General features: G+C 55.7%; 17 protein-coding genes and 1 other RNA gene. 13 read left to right on the top strand and 5 right to left on the bottom strand.

The annotated features are described in order from the left end of the window. The first annotated feature begins 360 nt into the window (after positions 1-360). Positions 361-1,437, top strand: a complete 1,077-nt coding sequence (locus tag C5L39_RS05250) for a S1 family peptidase (protein WP_245974901.1) — start codon at positions 361-363, stop codon at positions 1,435-1,437. 8 nt (positions 1,438-1,445) lie between these two features. Here C5L39_RS05250 and hisN read toward each other — a convergent pair whose 3' ends face one another. Further along, entirely contained in the window at positions 1,446-2,234 is a 789-nt protein-coding gene (hisN, locus tag C5L39_RS05245; protein WP_123047857.1) for a histidinol-phosphatase, read from the bottom strand. Continuing rightward, entirely contained in the window at positions 2,231-3,094 is an 864-nt protein-coding gene (locus tag C5L39_RS05240; RefSeq protein ID WP_123047856.1) for an inositol monophosphatase family protein, read from the bottom strand. Before C5L39_RS05240 ends, hisN begins: the two co-directional genes overlap by 4 nt. A 94-nt stretch (positions 3,095-3,188) precedes the next feature. Between C5L39_RS05240 and prfB the strand changes: the two genes are divergently transcribed. From prfB to C5L39_RS10980, 8 genes are all read left to right on the top strand, one after another. Continuing rightward, positions 3,189-4,292 (top strand): peptide chain release factor 2, encoded by a 1,104-nt coding sequence (prfB, locus tag C5L39_RS05235; protein WP_123047855.1) that lies wholly within the window; start codon positions 3,189-3,191, stop codon positions 4,290-4,292. A 99-nt stretch (positions 4,293-4,391) separates the two neighbouring features. Further along, entirely contained in the window at positions 4,392-5,081 is a 690-nt protein-coding gene (gene ftsE, locus C5L39_RS05230) for a cell division ATP-binding protein FtsE (RefSeq protein WP_123047854.1), read from the top strand. Positions 5,082-5,093: 12 nt separating this feature from the next. Further along, positions 5,094-5,996, top strand: coding sequence for a permease-like cell division protein FtsX (ftsX, locus tag C5L39_RS05225; RefSeq protein WP_123047853.1), 903 nt, complete (start codon positions 5,094-5,096; stop codon positions 5,994-5,996). A gap of 2 nt (positions 5,997-5,998) precedes the next feature. Continuing rightward, a complete protein-coding gene (locus tag C5L39_RS05220; RefSeq protein WP_123047852.1) occupies positions 5,999-6,679 on the top strand; it encodes a hypothetical protein in 681 nt (226 codons plus the stop codon). A gap of 94 nt (positions 6,680-6,773) precedes the next feature. Continuing rightward, positions 6,774-7,262, top strand: a complete 489-nt coding sequence (gene smpB / locus C5L39_RS05215) for an SsrA-binding protein SmpB (protein WP_123047851.1) — start codon at positions 6,774-6,776, stop codon at positions 7,260-7,262. 35 nt (positions 7,263-7,297) lie between these two features. Continuing rightward, complete coding sequence (locus tag C5L39_RS05210) at positions 7,298-7,987, top strand: SDR family oxidoreductase (RefSeq protein ID WP_123047850.1); 690 nt, start codon at positions 7,298-7,300, stop codon at positions 7,985-7,987. 118 nt (positions 7,988-8,105) lie between these two features. Continuing rightward, positions 8,106-8,482, top strand: a transfer-messenger RNA (tmRNA) gene (gene ssrA / locus C5L39_RS05205). 78 nt (positions 8,483-8,560) lie between these two features. Further along, positions 8,561-8,776, top strand: coding sequence for a hypothetical protein (locus C5L39_RS10980; RefSeq protein WP_484029217.1), 216 nt, complete (start codon positions 8,561-8,563; stop codon positions 8,774-8,776). A 297-nt stretch (positions 8,777-9,073) separates the two neighbouring features. On the opposite strand, the gene C5L39_RS05200 is transcribed toward C5L39_RS10980, so the two are convergent. The 3 genes from C5L39_RS05200 to C5L39_RS10705 form a co-directional block, all read right to left on the bottom strand. Beyond that, positions 9,074-9,859 (bottom strand): Rv1352/Rv1906c domain-containing protein, encoded by a 786-nt coding sequence (locus C5L39_RS05200; RefSeq protein ID WP_126268730.1) that lies wholly within the window; start codon positions 9,857-9,859, stop codon positions 9,074-9,076. Between the two features lie 628 nt (positions 9,860-10,487). Beyond that, complete coding sequence (locus C5L39_RS05195; protein ID WP_123047848.1) at positions 10,488-10,979, bottom strand: hypothetical protein; 492 nt, start codon at positions 10,977-10,979, stop codon at positions 10,488-10,490. 289 nt (positions 10,980-11,268) lie between these two features. After that, on the bottom strand, positions 11,269-11,427 hold the full coding sequence (locus C5L39_RS10705) for a hypothetical protein (RefSeq protein WP_165857986.1): 159 nt from the start codon (positions 11,425-11,427) through the stop codon (positions 11,269-11,271). A gap of 450 nt (positions 11,428-11,877) precedes the next feature. On the opposite strand from C5L39_RS10705, the gene C5L39_RS05190 reads away from it, so the two are divergent. The 4 genes from C5L39_RS05190 to C5L39_RS05175 are packed head-to-tail and all read left to right on the top strand — an operon-like array spanning position 11,878 to position 15,784. Then, positions 11,878-12,882, top strand: coding sequence for a siderophore ABC transporter substrate-binding protein (locus C5L39_RS05190; RefSeq protein WP_123047847.1), 1,005 nt, complete (start codon positions 11,878-11,880; stop codon positions 12,880-12,882). Between the two features lie 19 nt (positions 12,883-12,901). Then, positions 12,902-13,891, top strand: a complete 990-nt coding sequence (locus C5L39_RS05185; RefSeq protein ID WP_123047846.1) for an ABC transporter permease — start codon at positions 12,902-12,904, stop codon at positions 13,889-13,891. Further along, the gene (locus C5L39_RS05180; RefSeq protein WP_123047845.1) at positions 13,884-15,032 is read left to right on the top strand and encodes an iron chelate uptake ABC transporter family permease subunit; all 1,149 of its coding nucleotides are present in this window, start codon (positions 13,884-13,886) and stop codon (positions 15,030-15,032) included. Before C5L39_RS05185 ends, C5L39_RS05180 begins: the two co-directional genes overlap by 8 nt. Beyond that, the gene (locus C5L39_RS05175) at positions 15,029-15,784 is read left to right on the top strand and encodes an iron ABC transporter ATP-binding protein (protein ID WP_123047844.1); all 756 of its coding nucleotides are present in this window, start codon (positions 15,029-15,031) and stop codon (positions 15,782-15,784) included. Before C5L39_RS05180 ends, C5L39_RS05175 begins: the two co-directional genes overlap by 4 nt. Positions 15,785-16,053: the final 269 nt, after the last annotated feature.

Here is a 16,053-nt window from a genome sequence, read left to right as displayed (position 1 = left end):
GTCATGGCGAATGCGGCTGAAGCGAGAGTCTTTGAGCTCTCCTTGGCCCTGGGGCTGTCTGGGATCTGAGGCAGCTACAGCGGCTGGTCTAGATAACGGAATCGTTACAACACTCTGGAGATATGCATCTTCCACAAGGTGACTATCGGCCCTGCTAGAAACTTCCGACCAGTCAGCACGCTCCAGTCCGAAGGGCTCTCCAGCCGCCAGGGCGGGGCTAGATGGGGTGAACTATCGGGCATTGTACGAAAGTCCCCTACCCGCTTGGTCTAACAACTGGCATGCTGGCGGGAGACTCATTGCTGTGACCAGAAAGTGAAGCAAAATCTCATGCGACGGATAAAACGTGCTCGGCATTTTATGATGGCTTTTGGGTTGGCAGCAGTGGCCACGCTGGCCGCACCAACAGCCGGTGCCACTGAGTTCACTGCTCCTGAGCTCCCGGCGCTCGAGATAGCCTCTGCGGAGTTCGTAGATCACGTGCGAGCAGATCTGGCTTCAGTGGGAATTACCGCTCCACCGGTAGATGCCCAGTTAACGGATGCGTTGGATCAAGCCATCGTCGATGTCATTCCACAGGAGCTGGTGAGCCCGGTGGAATCCGCCACCTTGGAAATGCCCGATCCTGTGGCGACAGAATTCACCGAAGTCGCATCTTCAGAGTCGGCTAAGTACGAAACGGTGGCCACTGACCCGAATTACCAGTGGCGAAGCGACCCGATCTCTAAGATGATGGCAGCTAAACCCACTGCGAATGCGGTCTTGCATCGGGTTGGTGGCTCTTGGTTTGATGCTCCGCGGATTCCAGTGGCCTCTCAGCAGGCGCAGGAGCGCGGAGTGTCTCTCTATGGTGCAGGAACCCCGATCTACCTGGGGGAGAGCGCTATGTGCACTCTCGGCGCCGTAGGAACCGATGCTCAGGGGCGCAAAGTAGGACTGACAGCGGGACATTGTGGCCAACCGGGAGATCAGGTCTCCTCCGCTGATTCTTGGCAGGTGGGCCCTACCGGAACAGTCGTGGCCTCAAATTCGGTTTATGACTATTCGGTCATCGAGTTCGGCTCCAACGCTGAGCTGACTGGCAATTACAATAATGTCGCTGTCAATGAGCTAGGGGGCCAAGTAACTTCCGGCACTGAGCTGTGCAAACAAGGTGTTGCTTCCGGATTGACCTGTGGGACGACGTGGTCGGCCGATGAATTTGTCCAGTTCTCCCAGGTCTGTGCCATGACCGGGGATTCCGGCGGGCCGGTCATGGCAGGCGATCGGATCGTGGGCATGATTTCCGGTGGCGTTTTGCCCTACCAGCAGCTGTCTTGCCAGACCCCGCTCCAAGGCGCACTATTTATGCCGACGGTTTCGACATCGATGGATGCTGTGGTCTCGGACATGAACGCCCAAGGGGGCGTTGGAGCGGGGTTTGCGCTAGCGAATTAAACCCGGATTCAGCTCGCGGTGAGGGTATTCAGCGCGAGCTCGTGGAGCAATCCGTTGGTGGCTACCGCGTCGCCACCGTGCGGGCCAGCTTCGCCGGCTAGAGAGGTGAACTGCCCACCAGCTTCGGAGACCAGAACTGCCAAGGGGGCTAGGTCCCAGAGGGATACTTCTGGTTCGGCAGCAATATCGACCGCGCCTTCGGCTACCAGGCAGTAGGAGAAGAAATCTCCGAAGCCGCGTAGGCGCCAAGTCTGATTACTGAGGTTGAAGAAGTTTTCTTTGAGGCCTCGGTTTGCCCAACCTGTAAGTGAAGAAAAAGACACGGAGGCATCTGCCAGTTCAGTGACACCGGAAACGGCGAGCTTTTTGGGCGAGCCACCGTTGAAGGTACGCCAGGCTCCGGAATCCTCGGCTGCGTACCAACGGCGGGTAAGCGCCGGAGCGGAAACCACACCGACGACCGGGCGGCCGTCGACAAGCAGTGCAATCAAGGTTGCCCACACTGGTACTCCGCGGACGAAGTTCTTGGTGCCGTCGATGGGATCGATGATCCACTGGCGGCCTTCATGGGAGATGTCACCGCCGAATTCCTCACCGAGAATGGCATCGGAGGGGCGTGCATCTGCCAGGCGTTCGCGGAGCATTTCCTCGCAGGCAAGATCTGCGTCAGACACGGGGGTCATATCGGGCTTGGACTCGACGCTGAGATCGGTAGCTTCGAAGCGATCGAGGGTCAACGCATCAGCGAGGTCGGCCAGTTCGAGGGCGAAAGCAAGGTCATCTGCATACGTACTCATGCTGACATACTAGCTAGGACGCCGACGACCTGCTCTACTGCGAGCCGATTTCCGGCCACACACCAGGTCACTCCGCCGGCTTCGATCTTGGTGCCGATTCCGCCAGCGCCCTCGACGAGAGCCTTGCCTGGCAGCCAATCCCAATCGGCTACGGAATGCTGCAACCAGACCCCGAGGCTGCCATCGGCCACTGATCCTAGGTCGACGGAACCTGCGCCAAGCATGCGCAAAGTTGCAAATTCGGCCACTGCAGCAGTCCATGCGTCGCGGCGTTGCGGATCCGCCAGACACGTCGGATGCAAGTAGGTGCCCACGCTCAGCTGAGAAGCCGCTACCTCAGCGAGCTTTTCGACGTCCTGTCCATCCCGCGTCGTTGGAATCTCCGGCCCGCCAAACCAGGTATAGCCCATGGCAGGTCGGTGAACTGCGCCAAAGAGCAGTGCATCCGGATTAGCGGGGGAGCCCTCAACGAGGGCGAGTGCGGAACACCAGTAATCAGAGCCCGAGGTGAAGTTATAGGTGCCATCTACCGGGTCGATCACCCAGGTGCGATTGGACGAGGACTCGCGTGCGGCACCTTCCTCGCCGAGAATGCCATCCTCGGGGCGAAGAACTTCTAATACCCCAGAGACGAAATCTTCTGCGGCACGATCAGCATCGGTGACTACATCCGAGACTGAGGTCTTGAATTCGGTGGCTACTCCTTGCTCACGCATTCGCCACGCCAGTCGGCCAGCGTTGTAGACCAAAGCTTGGGCAAGATGCTCATCGGAGTCCTGATCATGGGCGATGGCGAAGGTTTTGGTGATAGCAGCGATCATCTCGCTGAGGCTGGCGGTGGAAGCAGAAGGATTTGTCATGGCCTCTATTGTGCACCCTCTATTGCGTTTGTTCCGGGTACCCGGGTGGGAAGGCATTCAACCTGCTGGCAGTAGGCGGGTAGGATAACGGCTCATGCGACCGGATATCTCTGCAGATCTCGATGCCCTAGACACCACCTTGACCACCATCGAGAAAGTGATGGACCCTGAGGAGCTGTCTGACCGCATCCGCGAGCTCGAGCAGCAGGCCTCTGACCCCACGATCTGGGACAACCCATCACACGCTCAGCAGGTGACTTCTGAGCTTTCCTCGGTGCAGGCAAAGCTGCGCAAGATCACTGAGTTGCGCCAGCGTCTATCGGATCTGCCGATTATGTATGAGCTGGCGGAAGAAGAAGGCGATGGTGAGGATCTGGCAGATCAAGAGCGCTTGGAACTGCGAGAGGATATTGAAACCCTCGAGGTGACTACGATGCTCTCGGGTGAATACGACCAGCGTGAGGCCGTGATCAACATTCGCTCGGGCGCAGGTGGTGTGGACGCCGCAGACTGGGCCGAGATGCTCATGCGGATGTACACCCGCTGGGCGGAGAAAAACAGCCACAAGGTCGATATTTATGACATCTCCTATGCGGAGGAAGCCGGCATCAAATCCGCCACCTTCGTGGTCCACGGTGACTATATGTACGGTCAGCTTTCGGTCGAACAGGGAGCACACCGGTTGGTCCGTATTAGCCCCTTCGACAACCAAGGCCGGCGCCAAACCTCCTTCGCCGAGGTCGAAGTACTGCCCGTGGTTGAACAGACTGACTCTATCGAGATCGTGGACAATGACGTTCGTGTCGATGTCTACCGTTCCTCAGGCCCAGGCGGCCAGTCGGTCAACACCACTGACTCGGCAGTTCGCTTGACCCACATTCCTACCGGGATCGTGGTCACCTGCCAGAACGAGAAGTCTCAGATCCAGAACAAAGCTTCCGCGATGCGAGTCTTGCAAGCGAAACTGCTGGAGAAAAAGCGTCAAGAAGAGCGCGCTGAGATGGACGCCCTCGGAGCTGGCGGTAATGCTTCTTGGGGCAACCAGATGCGTTCCTATGTCCTGCACCCCTACCAAATGGTCAAAGACCTGCGGACTAACTTCGAGGTTAATGATCCCTCGAAGGTGCTGGACGGGGAGATTGATGGCTTCCTAGAAGCCGGGATTCGCTGGCGGATGTCGGAACAGCAAGCAGGCTAGTAAAGCGTTGACCCGATCAATGGGTTGAGGATTTTCCTCAGGGGCTCTGATTCGTGGAAATCTTTCACCGTGTGCCGAGATGTCGCTACAGTGTGAGACGTGATCACCTTTGACTCCGTAACCAAGGTTTACCGGACCTCGACGCGACCAGCCCTAGATAACATCACGCTGAGCATCGACAAAGGAGAGTTTGTCTTTCTCATCGGTCCCTCGGGCTCCGGCAAGTCGACCTTCTTGCAGTTGCTGCTACGTGAGGAAAATGTCTCATCTGGTGACATCTATTTTGAAGACCGGCATGTCAACAAGTTGCGCGGCGCTCAGATCAATAAGCTGCGCCAGCGCATCGGTTATGTTTTCCAAGATTTCCGGTTGCTGCCTAAGCTCACGGTGCACGACAATGTGGCCTTCGCCTTGGAAGTTATTGGGAAAAAACGCAGCCAGATAAATAAGGCTGTTCCGGAGGCCTTGGAAATGGTCGGCCTAGCAGGCAAAGCTAATCGCCTTCCCGGGGAGCTTTCTGGCGGTGAACAGCAGCGTGTGGCAGTCGCCCGCGCAGTGATCAACCGGCCGCTGCTGCTGCTAGCGGATGAACCAACCGGTAACCTCGACCCGGAAACTTCCGATGGGATCATGGCCTTGCTGGGCCAGATTAACCGAGGCGGCACGACCGTGATTATGTCTACCCACAACGCTCGCGCCGTCGATGACATGCGCCGTCGAGTCATCGAGCTCAACCTTGGCACTCTGGTTCGCGATGACGCCCACGGTGTCTACGGCGAATCCCGATAGGAGTCTGGACACATGAAACTCGGATTCGTCCTCCGCGAGGCACTACGCGGCCTTACCCGCAACTTCACTATGACCATCGCGCTGGTGATTACTACTGCTATCTCACTGGCACTATTGGCCACGGGATTCCTGGTTACTCAGATGACTGAGGACACCAAAGATATCTACCTTGACCGGGTGGAAGTCATGGTGCAGTTCACCGAAGAAGTCTCGGCCACTGATGAGGATTGTTCCTCCGAGGAATGCCTTGAGGTTCGAGAGCTGCTGGAGGCGGACGAGGGCGTCGATTCGGTCACGTTCCGCTCCCGCGAGCAGTCCTACCAGCGTTTCCTTGAGGTATTCGAAGAAACTGACCCGCAGCTGGCCGCGGAGACCTCCCCAGACGCACTTCCCGCCGCACTGCATGTGCGCTTGGTTGACCCACTGGATCAGAGCGCGCTGGACCAGGTCCGAGATTTGCCACAGATTGACACCGTGGTCGATCAGGTCGATGACCTCAGGGGAGCTACGGACAACTTGGATGCGGTACGCAACGCAACTTTCCTCGTTGCTGGTGTGCAGGCGCTCGCAGCGATCTTCCTGATTGCCAATATGGTGCAGATTGCCGCCTTTAGCCGCCGGGAAGAGATCGCGATCATGAGAATGGTCGGTGCTTCCCGCTGGTATACCCAGGCTCCCTTCGTCTTTGAGGCGGTCTTTGCCACGGTTATTGGCGCGGTTTTGGCTACTGTGGGGTTGTTCTTGGGCAAAGAGTTCGTCATTGATAAGGCGCTAGTTGGTCTCTATGATTCTCAGTTGATTGCCCCAGTTACCACCGAAGATATTTGGTTGGTTGCGCCAGTGGTAGCACTCATCGGTGTCGCCTTTTCCGCGGTCACCGCCCAGGTGGCCCTGCGTAGTTATGTGAGGAAATAGATATGACTTGGTCTCTTGGACTTGCCGCGATTCCCTCCGGTGTAGGAGCTGCGGTGATTACTCCGGAGGAAAAGACTCCGCGCACCATCGGCTTTTTCCAAGACGTTGACCGAGCACTTCGTTTCTGCGCTCCTTCTAAAACGGAGAAGGTACCGGAATCGGCTGTCTTGGTGCTGCATTCGGGGATCACGGACTATGACCGTAAGTGGTACGTCGGTGAGCTCATCATCGCGGGCATCCCGGTTGGGGCTATCCACCAGCGGCTAGAGATTGAGGTCTTCCAATCTGCTTTCGGTGAGAACATCCTCCAGATTGATGCTGATCATGAGAAGATCACGACCACCTCTGGCAGCGTGGAGCCTTTCGACGCCGAGCGCGTTCGGGCGTTGCTCGCGGAGCTTCCGGAGACGACGAAGCTCATTGTGGTCGGACATGAAGAGACTCGAGATGGCGTGATTGAGGCGTTGGAAGATTATGAGCCGATGCTGTTGGATCGCCCGGAGGTAGCAGCTCTGGCATTGCAATATCCTGTGGTCACAGGTCCGGTCATCCAACCGGTGGCGCGTTCTACCGGTACTGCTTTAGAAAACCAAGAGCAGTCCCCAGGCTTTAAGATCTCCCGTCCGGTCATCATTCTCGCTGTAGCACTGACGATTATCGTGATCCTTGCTTTCATGTTCTAAGTTTTCAAGTTCTTAGCTCTCACTTTCTCGGGCCCCTGGCACAGAATCCATCGGGCCGAGCTGGGTTAATAACCCCTGCTACCATGGAAAAATTATGGGCAAGAAGAATAAACCGCAGGGCCGAGGCGTTCTGGCGACTAATCGCCGAGCCCGGCATGACTACAAGATCCTCGACACCTACGAGTGTGGTGTCGTTTTACTAGGCACCGAGATCAAGTCGCTGCGCGAGGGCAAAGTATCCATCGCGGATGCTTTCGCCACCGTCGATAACGGCGAGGTATGGCTGCATAGTCTGCATATCCCGGAATACTCCATGGGGTCGTGGACTAATCACTCGCCTAAACGCACGCGCAAGCTCTTGCTTCACCGAAATGAAATTGACTCGATTATGGGTAAAGTCCGCGATGGACAGCGCACGCTGATCCCGCTGAAGCTCTACTTGAGCAATGGGCGAGTGAAGCTAGAACTCGGTTTGGCACAGGGTAAGCAGGACTATGACAAACGCCAGGACATTAAACGACGCACCGAGGAACGCGAGATCGTTCGCGAGCTTGGACGTCGGGTGAAAGGCATCCACGCCTGATCCTTGACGAAGGTGATGAGAAGGAGAATAGAGATATGAAGACAGCTTTGGTTACCGGCGCCAGCCGAGGAATCGGCGCCGCAATTGCCCGCGATCTCAGTCGTGATCACCACGTCATCGTGGGTGCGACAAGTCAGGCGGGCGCGGAAGCGATCGTCGATACGCTTGCCGACGCCTCGTGTTTCGTCGTCGATCTCAACGATCCGGCGGCACTGGCGGCAGCGACCAAGGACATCGAGCAACTTGATGTTTTAGTGCATTCGGCAGGTGTAGCGCCATTGGCTCGAGTAGAAAATGCCACTCGCCAGCAGTGGTTGGATGCCTTCGAACTCAATGTTTTTGCGGTTGCTGAGCTCACCCAATTGCTGTTGCCGGCTTTGCGCGCGGCCAAGGGCACCGTGGTCTCTATCAACTCGGGATCTGGTTATCACTCAGGTGCCGGCAGCGCTATCTACTCCGGCACTAAGTTCGCACTTCGGGCTTTGACCGATGCACTGCGGGAGGAAGAACTCGGTCGGATACGAGTCAGTTCCATCCACCCAGGCCGAGTCGATACCGATATGCAGCGGCAGTTGCAAAGCTCCATGGGTAACTCTGATTACGACGGATCGCTCTACTTGCGTCCGGAATCTGTCGCCGCGGCCGTCCGCTTAGCCGTCGATGCTAGCGATGATGCCAGTGTGCAAGAACTGAGTATTCGCCCCAGCGGGTTGGAAAGAAACTAAGGCAGCTGCCCTGCGTCTCGTGCTGAATCTGCAGTGCAGAGGGGTTGCGCTTTGCCCGGTAGGGGAGTTATCATCAAACATCCACCGGGTGAAGGCATGTACCCGGCCGGTGGAATACGGGGCTGATTTGGTTTCGACTTCGTAGATTGAGCCAGGGGAAGCGTGCCGGTGCAGGCTGAGGACCACCGTGAGCGTCGCAGCAAAATTATAAGCGCCGAGAACACTCAGCGCGACTACGCCCTCGCTGCCTAAGTAGCGACCGCGTGTCTGTCAGACCGGGCTTGCCTCTGGCCCGGACCCTGGCACCGACTAAGAGGATTGCTGTTCGTCCGCGTCTGCGGGGTCGAATGGGACTTTTACCGCTGACTGGGCCCATCATCCGGGAATGTGTTCGTCAGAGCCGGAGGGTCGAGTAGAGATCGCATACGAACTGCGCACGGAGAAGCCCTGGCGAGGTGACGAAGGACCCGGGTTCAATTCCCGGCAGCTCCACTGAAAGAGAAGCCCCAGACCTTAACTGGCCTGGGGTTTCTTTCATTTCTGGTCCCTGAACTGCAGGGCTCGCGGTGAGCAATGGTGAGCAGTAGCTTGCAGGGGAGAACATTTGTACGCCATGAATCCCCCACGCTCAGAAGGGTTCAATCTTCCATGGCTCCCCGCACGAAACGCAGCTTCGGCCAGCCCGACGCTCTCCCCTCCGGAAAGCACCGAGCCTGCTACCGCGGACCCGACGGTCGCCTCAGCAAAGCGAAAACCACCTTCTGCACCCGAGATGGCGCCTCCAGCTGACTCCATGGCGGGCAGAAGCTCATCGAGTTCAACGAGTGGAGCCCGCCAGCAGCCCGCGACCTAGGCAAGGAGGACCGCGCGTGCATGGTTGGTGAGTGGTTCACCTAATAGTTGGTATCCGTTCCCGGAGTGCTCTGACCCCAATCCGTCCACTCTGCTGGACTACCGGGCTGCCCTCGGTCGTCGTGTCCTTGGGGTCAATGGTGGATACAAACTCATCGCAATCCTCTCTTCCTTCCACGGCAGACTAATACTTCACCATGTTGGTTTCAGGAGCCTTGCGTAATTGTTTTGATGCTAGGAAATCATCGTCCATAAACCGCAGTTGCTGGACTGAAATGCGACGTCGCTTTCTAGAAGCATCACTACTGGAGAGACTGCTCGCGAATCATTGGCGATAATGTCTGAGGTCTCGCCAGAAAGGCCAGAAAGTCGAGCCCAGTAGCAGGAGGTTCCAGCTTCCTCCGCCCTATATGTACCAGGGACAACATCTGAGCCGATCAGGTAGGTTCCATCAAGCATGATTTCCAGCGGGCCATCGTAGGATTCTGGTGAGGCTGTCGGAGTGGCTATTTCTTGTTCATAGGCATTCCTCCATTTAGCAGTAGCCGTTTCGTAGGAATCAGTGGATAGGACAATTTCCGTCTCACCTTCTCCGACCCCATGAAAGTTCCGGAGGATGTCTCTAAGAGTAGCTAGGGAATCGCCGCCCGCGGAGAAGCTTACTGCTTCTTCTTCGACGATGGTGCCTAGATTGTCTTGGGCTGCCGGTGCATCTGTGGTTTGCCGTTGCAGATAGGCACAGGAATATCCGACCGGGATAACACTGTCGTGACTGTCCTGGACATCGATCGTGCCTGCGATGACGTGGCGGATGTATCTGCCACCCTCTTCGATATAAGCACCTTGAAACTCATTGGCAATGTAGGGGGAAAGCTGGATGGGGACATCATTGTAAGCGGTACTTCTGTGGCAGACGCTCGCGGCCAGCTCTGCTGCTGCGATTATTTCTTCTTCGCCGCCAGCAGCTGCTATCAACTCTTCGCCGCCAGCAGCTGCTATCAACTCATCTTCAGTGTCCACGGAAGATGAATCGCTACACCCTGACAAGAGCATTGGAATAGTAAAGATAAGAGGAATCAATCGCTTCATAGATCGGTGGACCTTTCATAACCGTTATAGCGAATGCTAATCGACCGGGGCATTGGGACTGCCAGACTCGGAGACTGTCTCCAGTACGACCTTCACAGGAAGAATATGCCGTAATACGTCTTTGTATACAAACTCGCCTGTAACGGAATTTATCGGGAGTTGAGTAAGATTTAAAGCGATGTAGTTGCTTTCTAGGCTTTCTTTCCTGGTGGGCTCGAAATGTGAGCCTAAGAGAACTCTCAGGGAGTTTGTCGGATATCTGAGCAGTGAGGAACTTGATACGGAACATAGCCCTGAACGGAAGAGGGACTAAACAGTTAATGGCTAGCTATTTCAGCACGCGCTGACTCTTTTGCAGAGATCTCTCCTAGTCATCGGTGTGGATTGACCATTGGGTAGGTTGTTCCCAGTCACGTCATTCCAGCAGTCATCGACTGGCTCGTTTTCCGGCAGCTCCACCAAAGCTCCTTACTTGTTAACGCAGGTAAGAGGCTCTTTCTTTTTCATACTCAACGTGGATGCTGTATCTCCAAGTGCGGCATGCTCACTGTGAAGTGGGCTAGTACGCCAGCGTTTTGAGGATGACGATGGATACGCCCAGCAGCGCAGTGGCGCCGCCGACCGCCCACCGCAGAAAGGGCTTTTGGGCCCACGCCGTTGTAGAGAGATATCCCAGCAATCCCAGCAGCGCTACATCTACCCAGAGGGCCGTCCACAAAGCGATATCGTCCCGGATCAGATTCACCACGCCGAGAAAGATGATCGCCAACGGGAGTATTGCGGCTAGCAGCATTCCTAGCGAGTGCGAAAAGGCATACCGAGCAGATTCGAGCAACGGAGCCTCACTGTTGGCTACTTTGCTCAGGTGAGCCACACCAGCGGCGAACATGTGCGCAATCCACAAGACCACCACGGCGACGAGAACTTTGATGAATACGTCGCGGGAGGTGACATCGGAGCGGTTGGTGACCATCAGAAACGCGGAGACCATGACCAGCCCGTACACCGCGGATTCGGAGAAGAAGTCCGCACTTCGAAGTTTCAGTCTCACGGCGCCTCTTCTGGTCGCAGAATGTCTTAGTTGAGCCTAAAAGCAGGCTCTACCAAACATAGCCACAAAAATTGCTGGCTCAGAGTGCGGAGATAGGTGATCAGCAAAGCGGCGTAGGGGGCTGGGTGGCGCTGAGGCTAAGGGCTGCCGTTCGCATGAGATTTCTCAAGGGAGGTATCGAGAGATCCACTGCGCCCGGATCAGTACTGAGCCGAAGACCGTGCTTGAACACGTGAGACAACAGGGATGCTTGCCAAATAGGGGGTGGTTCTTAGCTACCTTGAGCGCCTCATGCTGAGGCGAATAAGAGGAAGAATGCTCCGATGAGTCCGGCATCCCACCTGCTTAGACCTGGCTTTGAGGCCATGGAGTTGGCGGCGGAACCAAGAGCTGACCCTGAGGTGCCTTTTAGCGAACTGGCCTGGACGTCACTAGTTGAGCTGAGCATGTGATTCTCCTTGGCTAGTTGGATAAGGCTAGGTCCTCTAGCTTAAGGCTGTGTTTTTCGTCTGTCTCGCGTTTGGGTGCTTTGGGCTACTTGGCTACCAGATCGTGATTGAGTCAGCTTTTCGGGGCAAGGGCAGCCATTGGGTGGCTAGGGGAGTCGGTGGCATGGCCAAGTAGGGCCAATTAGCTAGCAAGAAAAGTAATCGGCGTCGAGTCCCCTAGACAGTGGAGCTGTGAGTTGGGTTGCTGGGAGCTGTCGGGGGCAATGGGGGAGGGGGATTTTAGTTAGGTAAACCTTCTTACCTGCGCTTGCTGGGGTAGGGGGGGGATTCTAAACCAATCAGGAAAGTAAGGCTTGGCTAACTTAGCTTTGCCTTGTATAGTCCTGCCTTAAGGTACCCTTACCTAACTATCCTAGGTACTGGATCAACTCACTCAATTTAAGGACATCATGGCCAAGCTTCGCTATTCGCTCGTTGCCGCAGTTACCGCCGCTGGTTTGGCGCTGACCGCATGCAGCAGCGAGGAATCCTCTTCTACCGCCGATTCCGCTGCCAGTGACAGCACAAGCACTGTGACCATCGAAGACAACTTCGGAACCCAAGAGGTCGCCCTGCCGATCGAACGGGTCGCAGCTACCGACAACCGTTCTTTCCAGATTCTCGCTGATTGGGGAATTGATCTAGTTGCTGCCCCTAATACTCTGGTGCCCTCCACCGTGACTGAGTATAAGGACAATCCCGATATCGTAGATTTGGGTAGCCACAACGAGCCCGATCTCGAGGCACTTACCGCTGCCGAGCCAGATCTGGTTGTCAACGGACAGCGTTTCTCCCAGTATTACGAGGACATTTCGACGCTGAACCCGGATGCCGCTATCGTCGAGCTCGAACCTCGTGATGGAGAGCCCCTGGACGACGAGCTCAAGCGCCAGGTCACTGAGCTGGGAATCCTCTTCGAAAAGGAAGCGGAAGCCGAAGCGATCATTGAGGACTTCGATGCTGCGGTCGCACGCGCTCAGGCAGCCTACGACCCGGAGCAGACCGTCATGGCTGTCAACGTCTCCGGTGGTGAGATTGGCTACATCGCTCCATCCGTCGGTCGCACCTTCGGACCGATCTTCGACATGCTCGATCTGACTCCCGCACTTGAGGTTGACGGAGCTTCTGACGATCACCAGGGCGACGACATCTCCGTTGAGGCCATCGCCTCGGCTAACCCCGACTGGATGCTGGTTCTCGATCGCGATGCCGGCATCAGCAGCCTTCGCGAAGCCGATGAGTTCCAGCCTGCCGCTGGCGTCCTCGAAGGCGCAGACGCGCTGGATAACGTGACCGCAGTGGTTGACGGCCAGATCGTTTACGCTCCGGAAGACACCTACCTCAATGAGTCCATCCTGACTTACACTGAGATCCTCAACGAGATGGCAGACGCCTTTGAAGCTGCTCAGCAGTAGCAGGTAAGGTAGCCCTCAAATGACGACATCAACAGCAGCTGCGCGCCGGGAAGCCCGGACCAGAAAGAAGCTCTTCGATTGGAAGCTACTTCTGGGTTTCCTGATCGTTCTCGGATTACTGGTGGTGTCGTTATTCGTTGGCCAGTACGACGTCATCAACGGTGAAGACGGGTGGAAGATTTTTGCTACCACCCGCGTTCCCCGCACTATTGCACTAGTACTTTCTGGTGCTGCGATGGCGGTCTCCGGCTTGGTCATGCAGCTGCTCACACAGAACAGGTTCGTTGAACCGACGACCACGGGAACTACCGAATGGGCAGCCTTGGGTCTGCTGGCTGTCTTGTACTTCATCCCAGCCGCCTCGGTCCTCGAGCGGATGCTCGGCGCAGTCGTGTTCGCATTTATCGGAACAATGGTGTTCTTCCTCTTCCTTCGGCGAGTTTCCCTGCGCTCGAGCCTGATCGTGCCGATCATCGGCATCATGCTGGGTGCCGTCGTTAGCTCCATTACCACCTTCTTTGCGCTTCAAACCGACATGCTGCAAAACCTGGGCGTCTGGTTCGCTGGATCTTTTACCAGTATCTACCGCGGACAATATGAAGTTCTCTGGGTAGTGGCTTTGGTCGTCGTGGCGGTGTTTATTTTTGCTGACCGGCTCACAGTGGCCGGCATGGGCGAGGAAATCGCTACCAATATCGGGCTCAATTACAACCGCATGCTCCTGATCGGAACCGGCCTCATCGCCGTGGCGACAGGTGTGGTGACGGTAGTCGTTGGAAATCTTCCGTTCCTCGGACTAATCGTGCCCAATATTGTTTCCATGTTCCGAGGCGATGACCTTCGCTCTAATCTGCCTTGGGTGGCGTTGCTGGGCATTGGCATCGTTACGGTCTGTGACCTCATCGGCCGCACTATCATCGCTCCCTTCGAAATCCCGGTGTCTGTCATCCTGGGCATCGTCGGAGCCATCGTGTTTGTCGTGCTGATTGTGAGACAGAGCAATGGATAAAAACCGCTACGTTGAGAACATGGTCGATGAATCGACAGCAGACGGAGTGGAAAACTACCTCCGCGAGGATCCAACAGAACAGGATCCTTTTGCAGATGTAGAGCAGACGTGGCCGGAACATGCCACCAAGCCACCGTCCACTAGGAGTGCTGGGGCGTTCCAGACCGCTAAAGCTGCTCGCAAGTACTGGATCTTGTTGGGCGTCATGGTCGGCTTCGGATTGCTTTTCGCATTTGGTTTGCTGGCCTGGGATAACCCAATGCCGGTGGGCTCAGAGCAATTTTGGTTGATCGCTGAGCGTCGTGGAGATGCGATTATCGCCATGGCGGTGGTCGCTCTGTGCCAGTCGGTAGCGACTTTGTCTTTCCAGACAGTGACCAATAACCGGATCATTACTCCATCGATCATGGGTTTTGAGTCGCTCTATGTGGCGATCCATACGTCGACGGTCTATTTCTTTGGCGCAGCCGGTCTCCTGGCTGCCCGAACGCTGGAAACCTTCGTGATTCAGCTATTGCTGATGGTCGGCTTGTCGTTGATTCTTTATTCGTGGCTGTTGACCGGTAAGCACTCGAACATGCACGCCATGCTCCTAGTCGGCATCGTTATTGGTGGTGGCTTGGGATCGGTATCGACCTTCATGCAGCGTATGTTGACTCCTTCGGAGTTTGATCTGCTTACCGCCCGACTTTTCGGATCCGTTAATAATGCGGACCCTGATTACTATCCAATAGCTATTCCGTTGGCCTTGGGCGCGGCTGCTCTGCTTTATGCCAATTCCCGGCGACTTAATGTTCTTGCATTAGGAAGAGACACCTCTACCAACCTTGGTCTGCACCATAAGAAACTAGCTATTCTTTCTTTGGTACTGGTCTCAGTTCTGATGGCCGTCTCTACCGCATTGGTCGGTCCGATGACCTTCCTCGGCTTCCTCGTTGCCACTTTGGCCTACCAATTTGCAGACACTTATGATCATCGATATCTCATCCCGATGTCGATGGCCATCGCGTTTTTCGTGCTCACCGGCGCATATTTCGTGATGAACCATATCTTCTACGCACAGGGTGTCGTCTCCATCATCATCGAGCTCGTCGGTGGCTCTGTGTTCCTCTTCGTCATTCTCCGAAAGGGTCGACTGTGATTACGCTGAACAACGTCCGCAAGGAATACAACAGCGAGGTCGCCATCGGCCCGGTCAATCTAGAGATTCCAGCCGGCGGCATTACCGCATTGGTAGGTCCCAATGGTGCTGGTAAGTCGACCTTGCTAACCATGATTGGCCGGCTCTTGGGCATGGACTCCGGAGACATCCAAGTCGCTCAATATGATATTTCGACAACCAAGTCCAAGGATTTGGCCAAGGTGCTATCGATTCTGCGCCAGGAAAATCACTTCATCACCAAGCTCACTGTCCGACAGCTAGTCGGTTTTGGTCGTTTCCCTTACTCCCATGGTCGGTTGACTGAAGAGGATGAGCAGATTGTTTCTCGCTACATCGACTTCTTGCATCTAACAGAGCTCGAAGAACGCTATCTCGATCAGCTTTCGGGTGGGCAGCGCCAGCGTGCCTATGTAGCGATGGTCCTATGTCAGGAGACGGACTACGTCCTACTCGATGAGCCGCTCAATAACTTGGACATCGCTCATTCGGTGCAGATGATGAAACATCTGAGCTCGGCAGCCAAAGAATTTGGCCGGACCATCATCATCGTTCTCCATGACATCAACTTTGCGGCTCAGTACTCGGACTATATCTGTGCGGTTAAGGCCGGCAAGATCGTTGAATTTGGCACTCCAGAAGAAATCATGCGCGATGAGATTCTCACCGATATTTTCAATACTCCGGTGCAAGTGATCCAGGGGCCTAATGGCCTGATCGCTGCTTATCACTGATCCTGCGGTTCATCTTTGCTTATCGACGTCCGTCGGCCGTCCCGTTTTATGGGTCGTGACCGGCGGATTTGTCTTTTAGGTCGTGGTGTTCGTATAGTAATCAGCGTTGCCAAGACGGTTACCGCAAGGTTGCCAGGCAGGGAACGAAATAAGAACTTCACAGCCACGATTTGACTCGATCAAGTCGCTAAGGTAAGTTCAATAAAGTCGCTTTGAGGCAAGATCTTCTCCAAGATCAGCTGCTAAGAGGTGTGCGAATGTTGTTTGAG

It is taken from the genome of Corynebacterium alimapuense (assembly GCF_003716585.1).
Lineage (GTDB): Bacteria > Actinomycetota > Actinomycetes > Mycobacteriales > Mycobacteriaceae > Corynebacterium > Corynebacterium alimapuense.
The sequence above is the reverse complement of the archived record's forward strand: the minus strand, read 5'-3'. Positions and strand labels throughout refer to the sequence as shown.

Excerpts from the sequence above, each read along its gene's own strand:
- C5L39_RS05250 (WP_245974901.1), top strand. The coding sequence starts at position 361 with ATGATGGCTTTTGGGTTGGCAGCAGTGGCCACGCTGGCCGCACCAACA.
- hisN (WP_123047857.1), bottom strand. The coding sequence starts at position 2,234 with ATGAGTACGTATGCAGATGACCTTGCTTTCGCCCTCGAACTGGCCGAC.
- C5L39_RS05240 (WP_123047856.1), bottom strand. The coding sequence starts at position 3,094 with ATGACAAATCCTTCTGCTTCCACCGCCAGCCTCAGCGAGATGATCGCT.
- prfB (WP_123047855.1), top strand. The coding sequence starts at position 3,189 with ATGCGACCGGATATCTCTGCAGATCTCGATGCCCTAGACACCACCTTG.
- ftsX (WP_123047853.1), top strand. The coding sequence starts at position 5,094 with ATGAAACTCGGATTCGTCCTCCGCGAGGCACTACGCGGCCTTACCCGC.
- C5L39_RS05220 (WP_123047852.1), top strand. The coding sequence starts at position 5,999 with ATGACTTGGTCTCTTGGACTTGCCGCGATTCCCTCCGGTGTAGGAGCT.
- smpB (WP_123047851.1), top strand. The coding sequence starts at position 6,774 with ATGGGCAAGAAGAATAAACCGCAGGGCCGAGGCGTTCTGGCGACTAAT.
- C5L39_RS05210 (WP_123047850.1), top strand. The coding sequence starts at position 7,298 with ATGAAGACAGCTTTGGTTACCGGCGCCAGCCGAGGAATCGGCGCCGCA.
- C5L39_RS10980 (WP_484029217.1), top strand. The coding sequence starts at position 8,561 with ATGGTGAGCAGTAGCTTGCAGGGGAGAACATTTGTACGCCATGAATCC.
- C5L39_RS10705 (WP_165857986.1), bottom strand. The coding sequence starts at position 11,427 with ATGCTCAGCTCAACTAGTGACGTCCAGGCCAGTTCGCTAAAAGGCACC.
- C5L39_RS05190 (WP_123047847.1), top strand. The coding sequence starts at position 11,878 with ATGGCCAAGCTTCGCTATTCGCTCGTTGCCGCAGTTACCGCCGCTGGT.
- C5L39_RS05185 (WP_123047846.1), top strand. The coding sequence starts at position 12,902 with ATGACGACATCAACAGCAGCTGCGCGCCGGGAAGCCCGGACCAGAAAG.
- C5L39_RS05180 (WP_123047845.1), top strand. The coding sequence starts at position 13,884 with ATGGATAAAAACCGCTACGTTGAGAACATGGTCGATGAATCGACAGCA.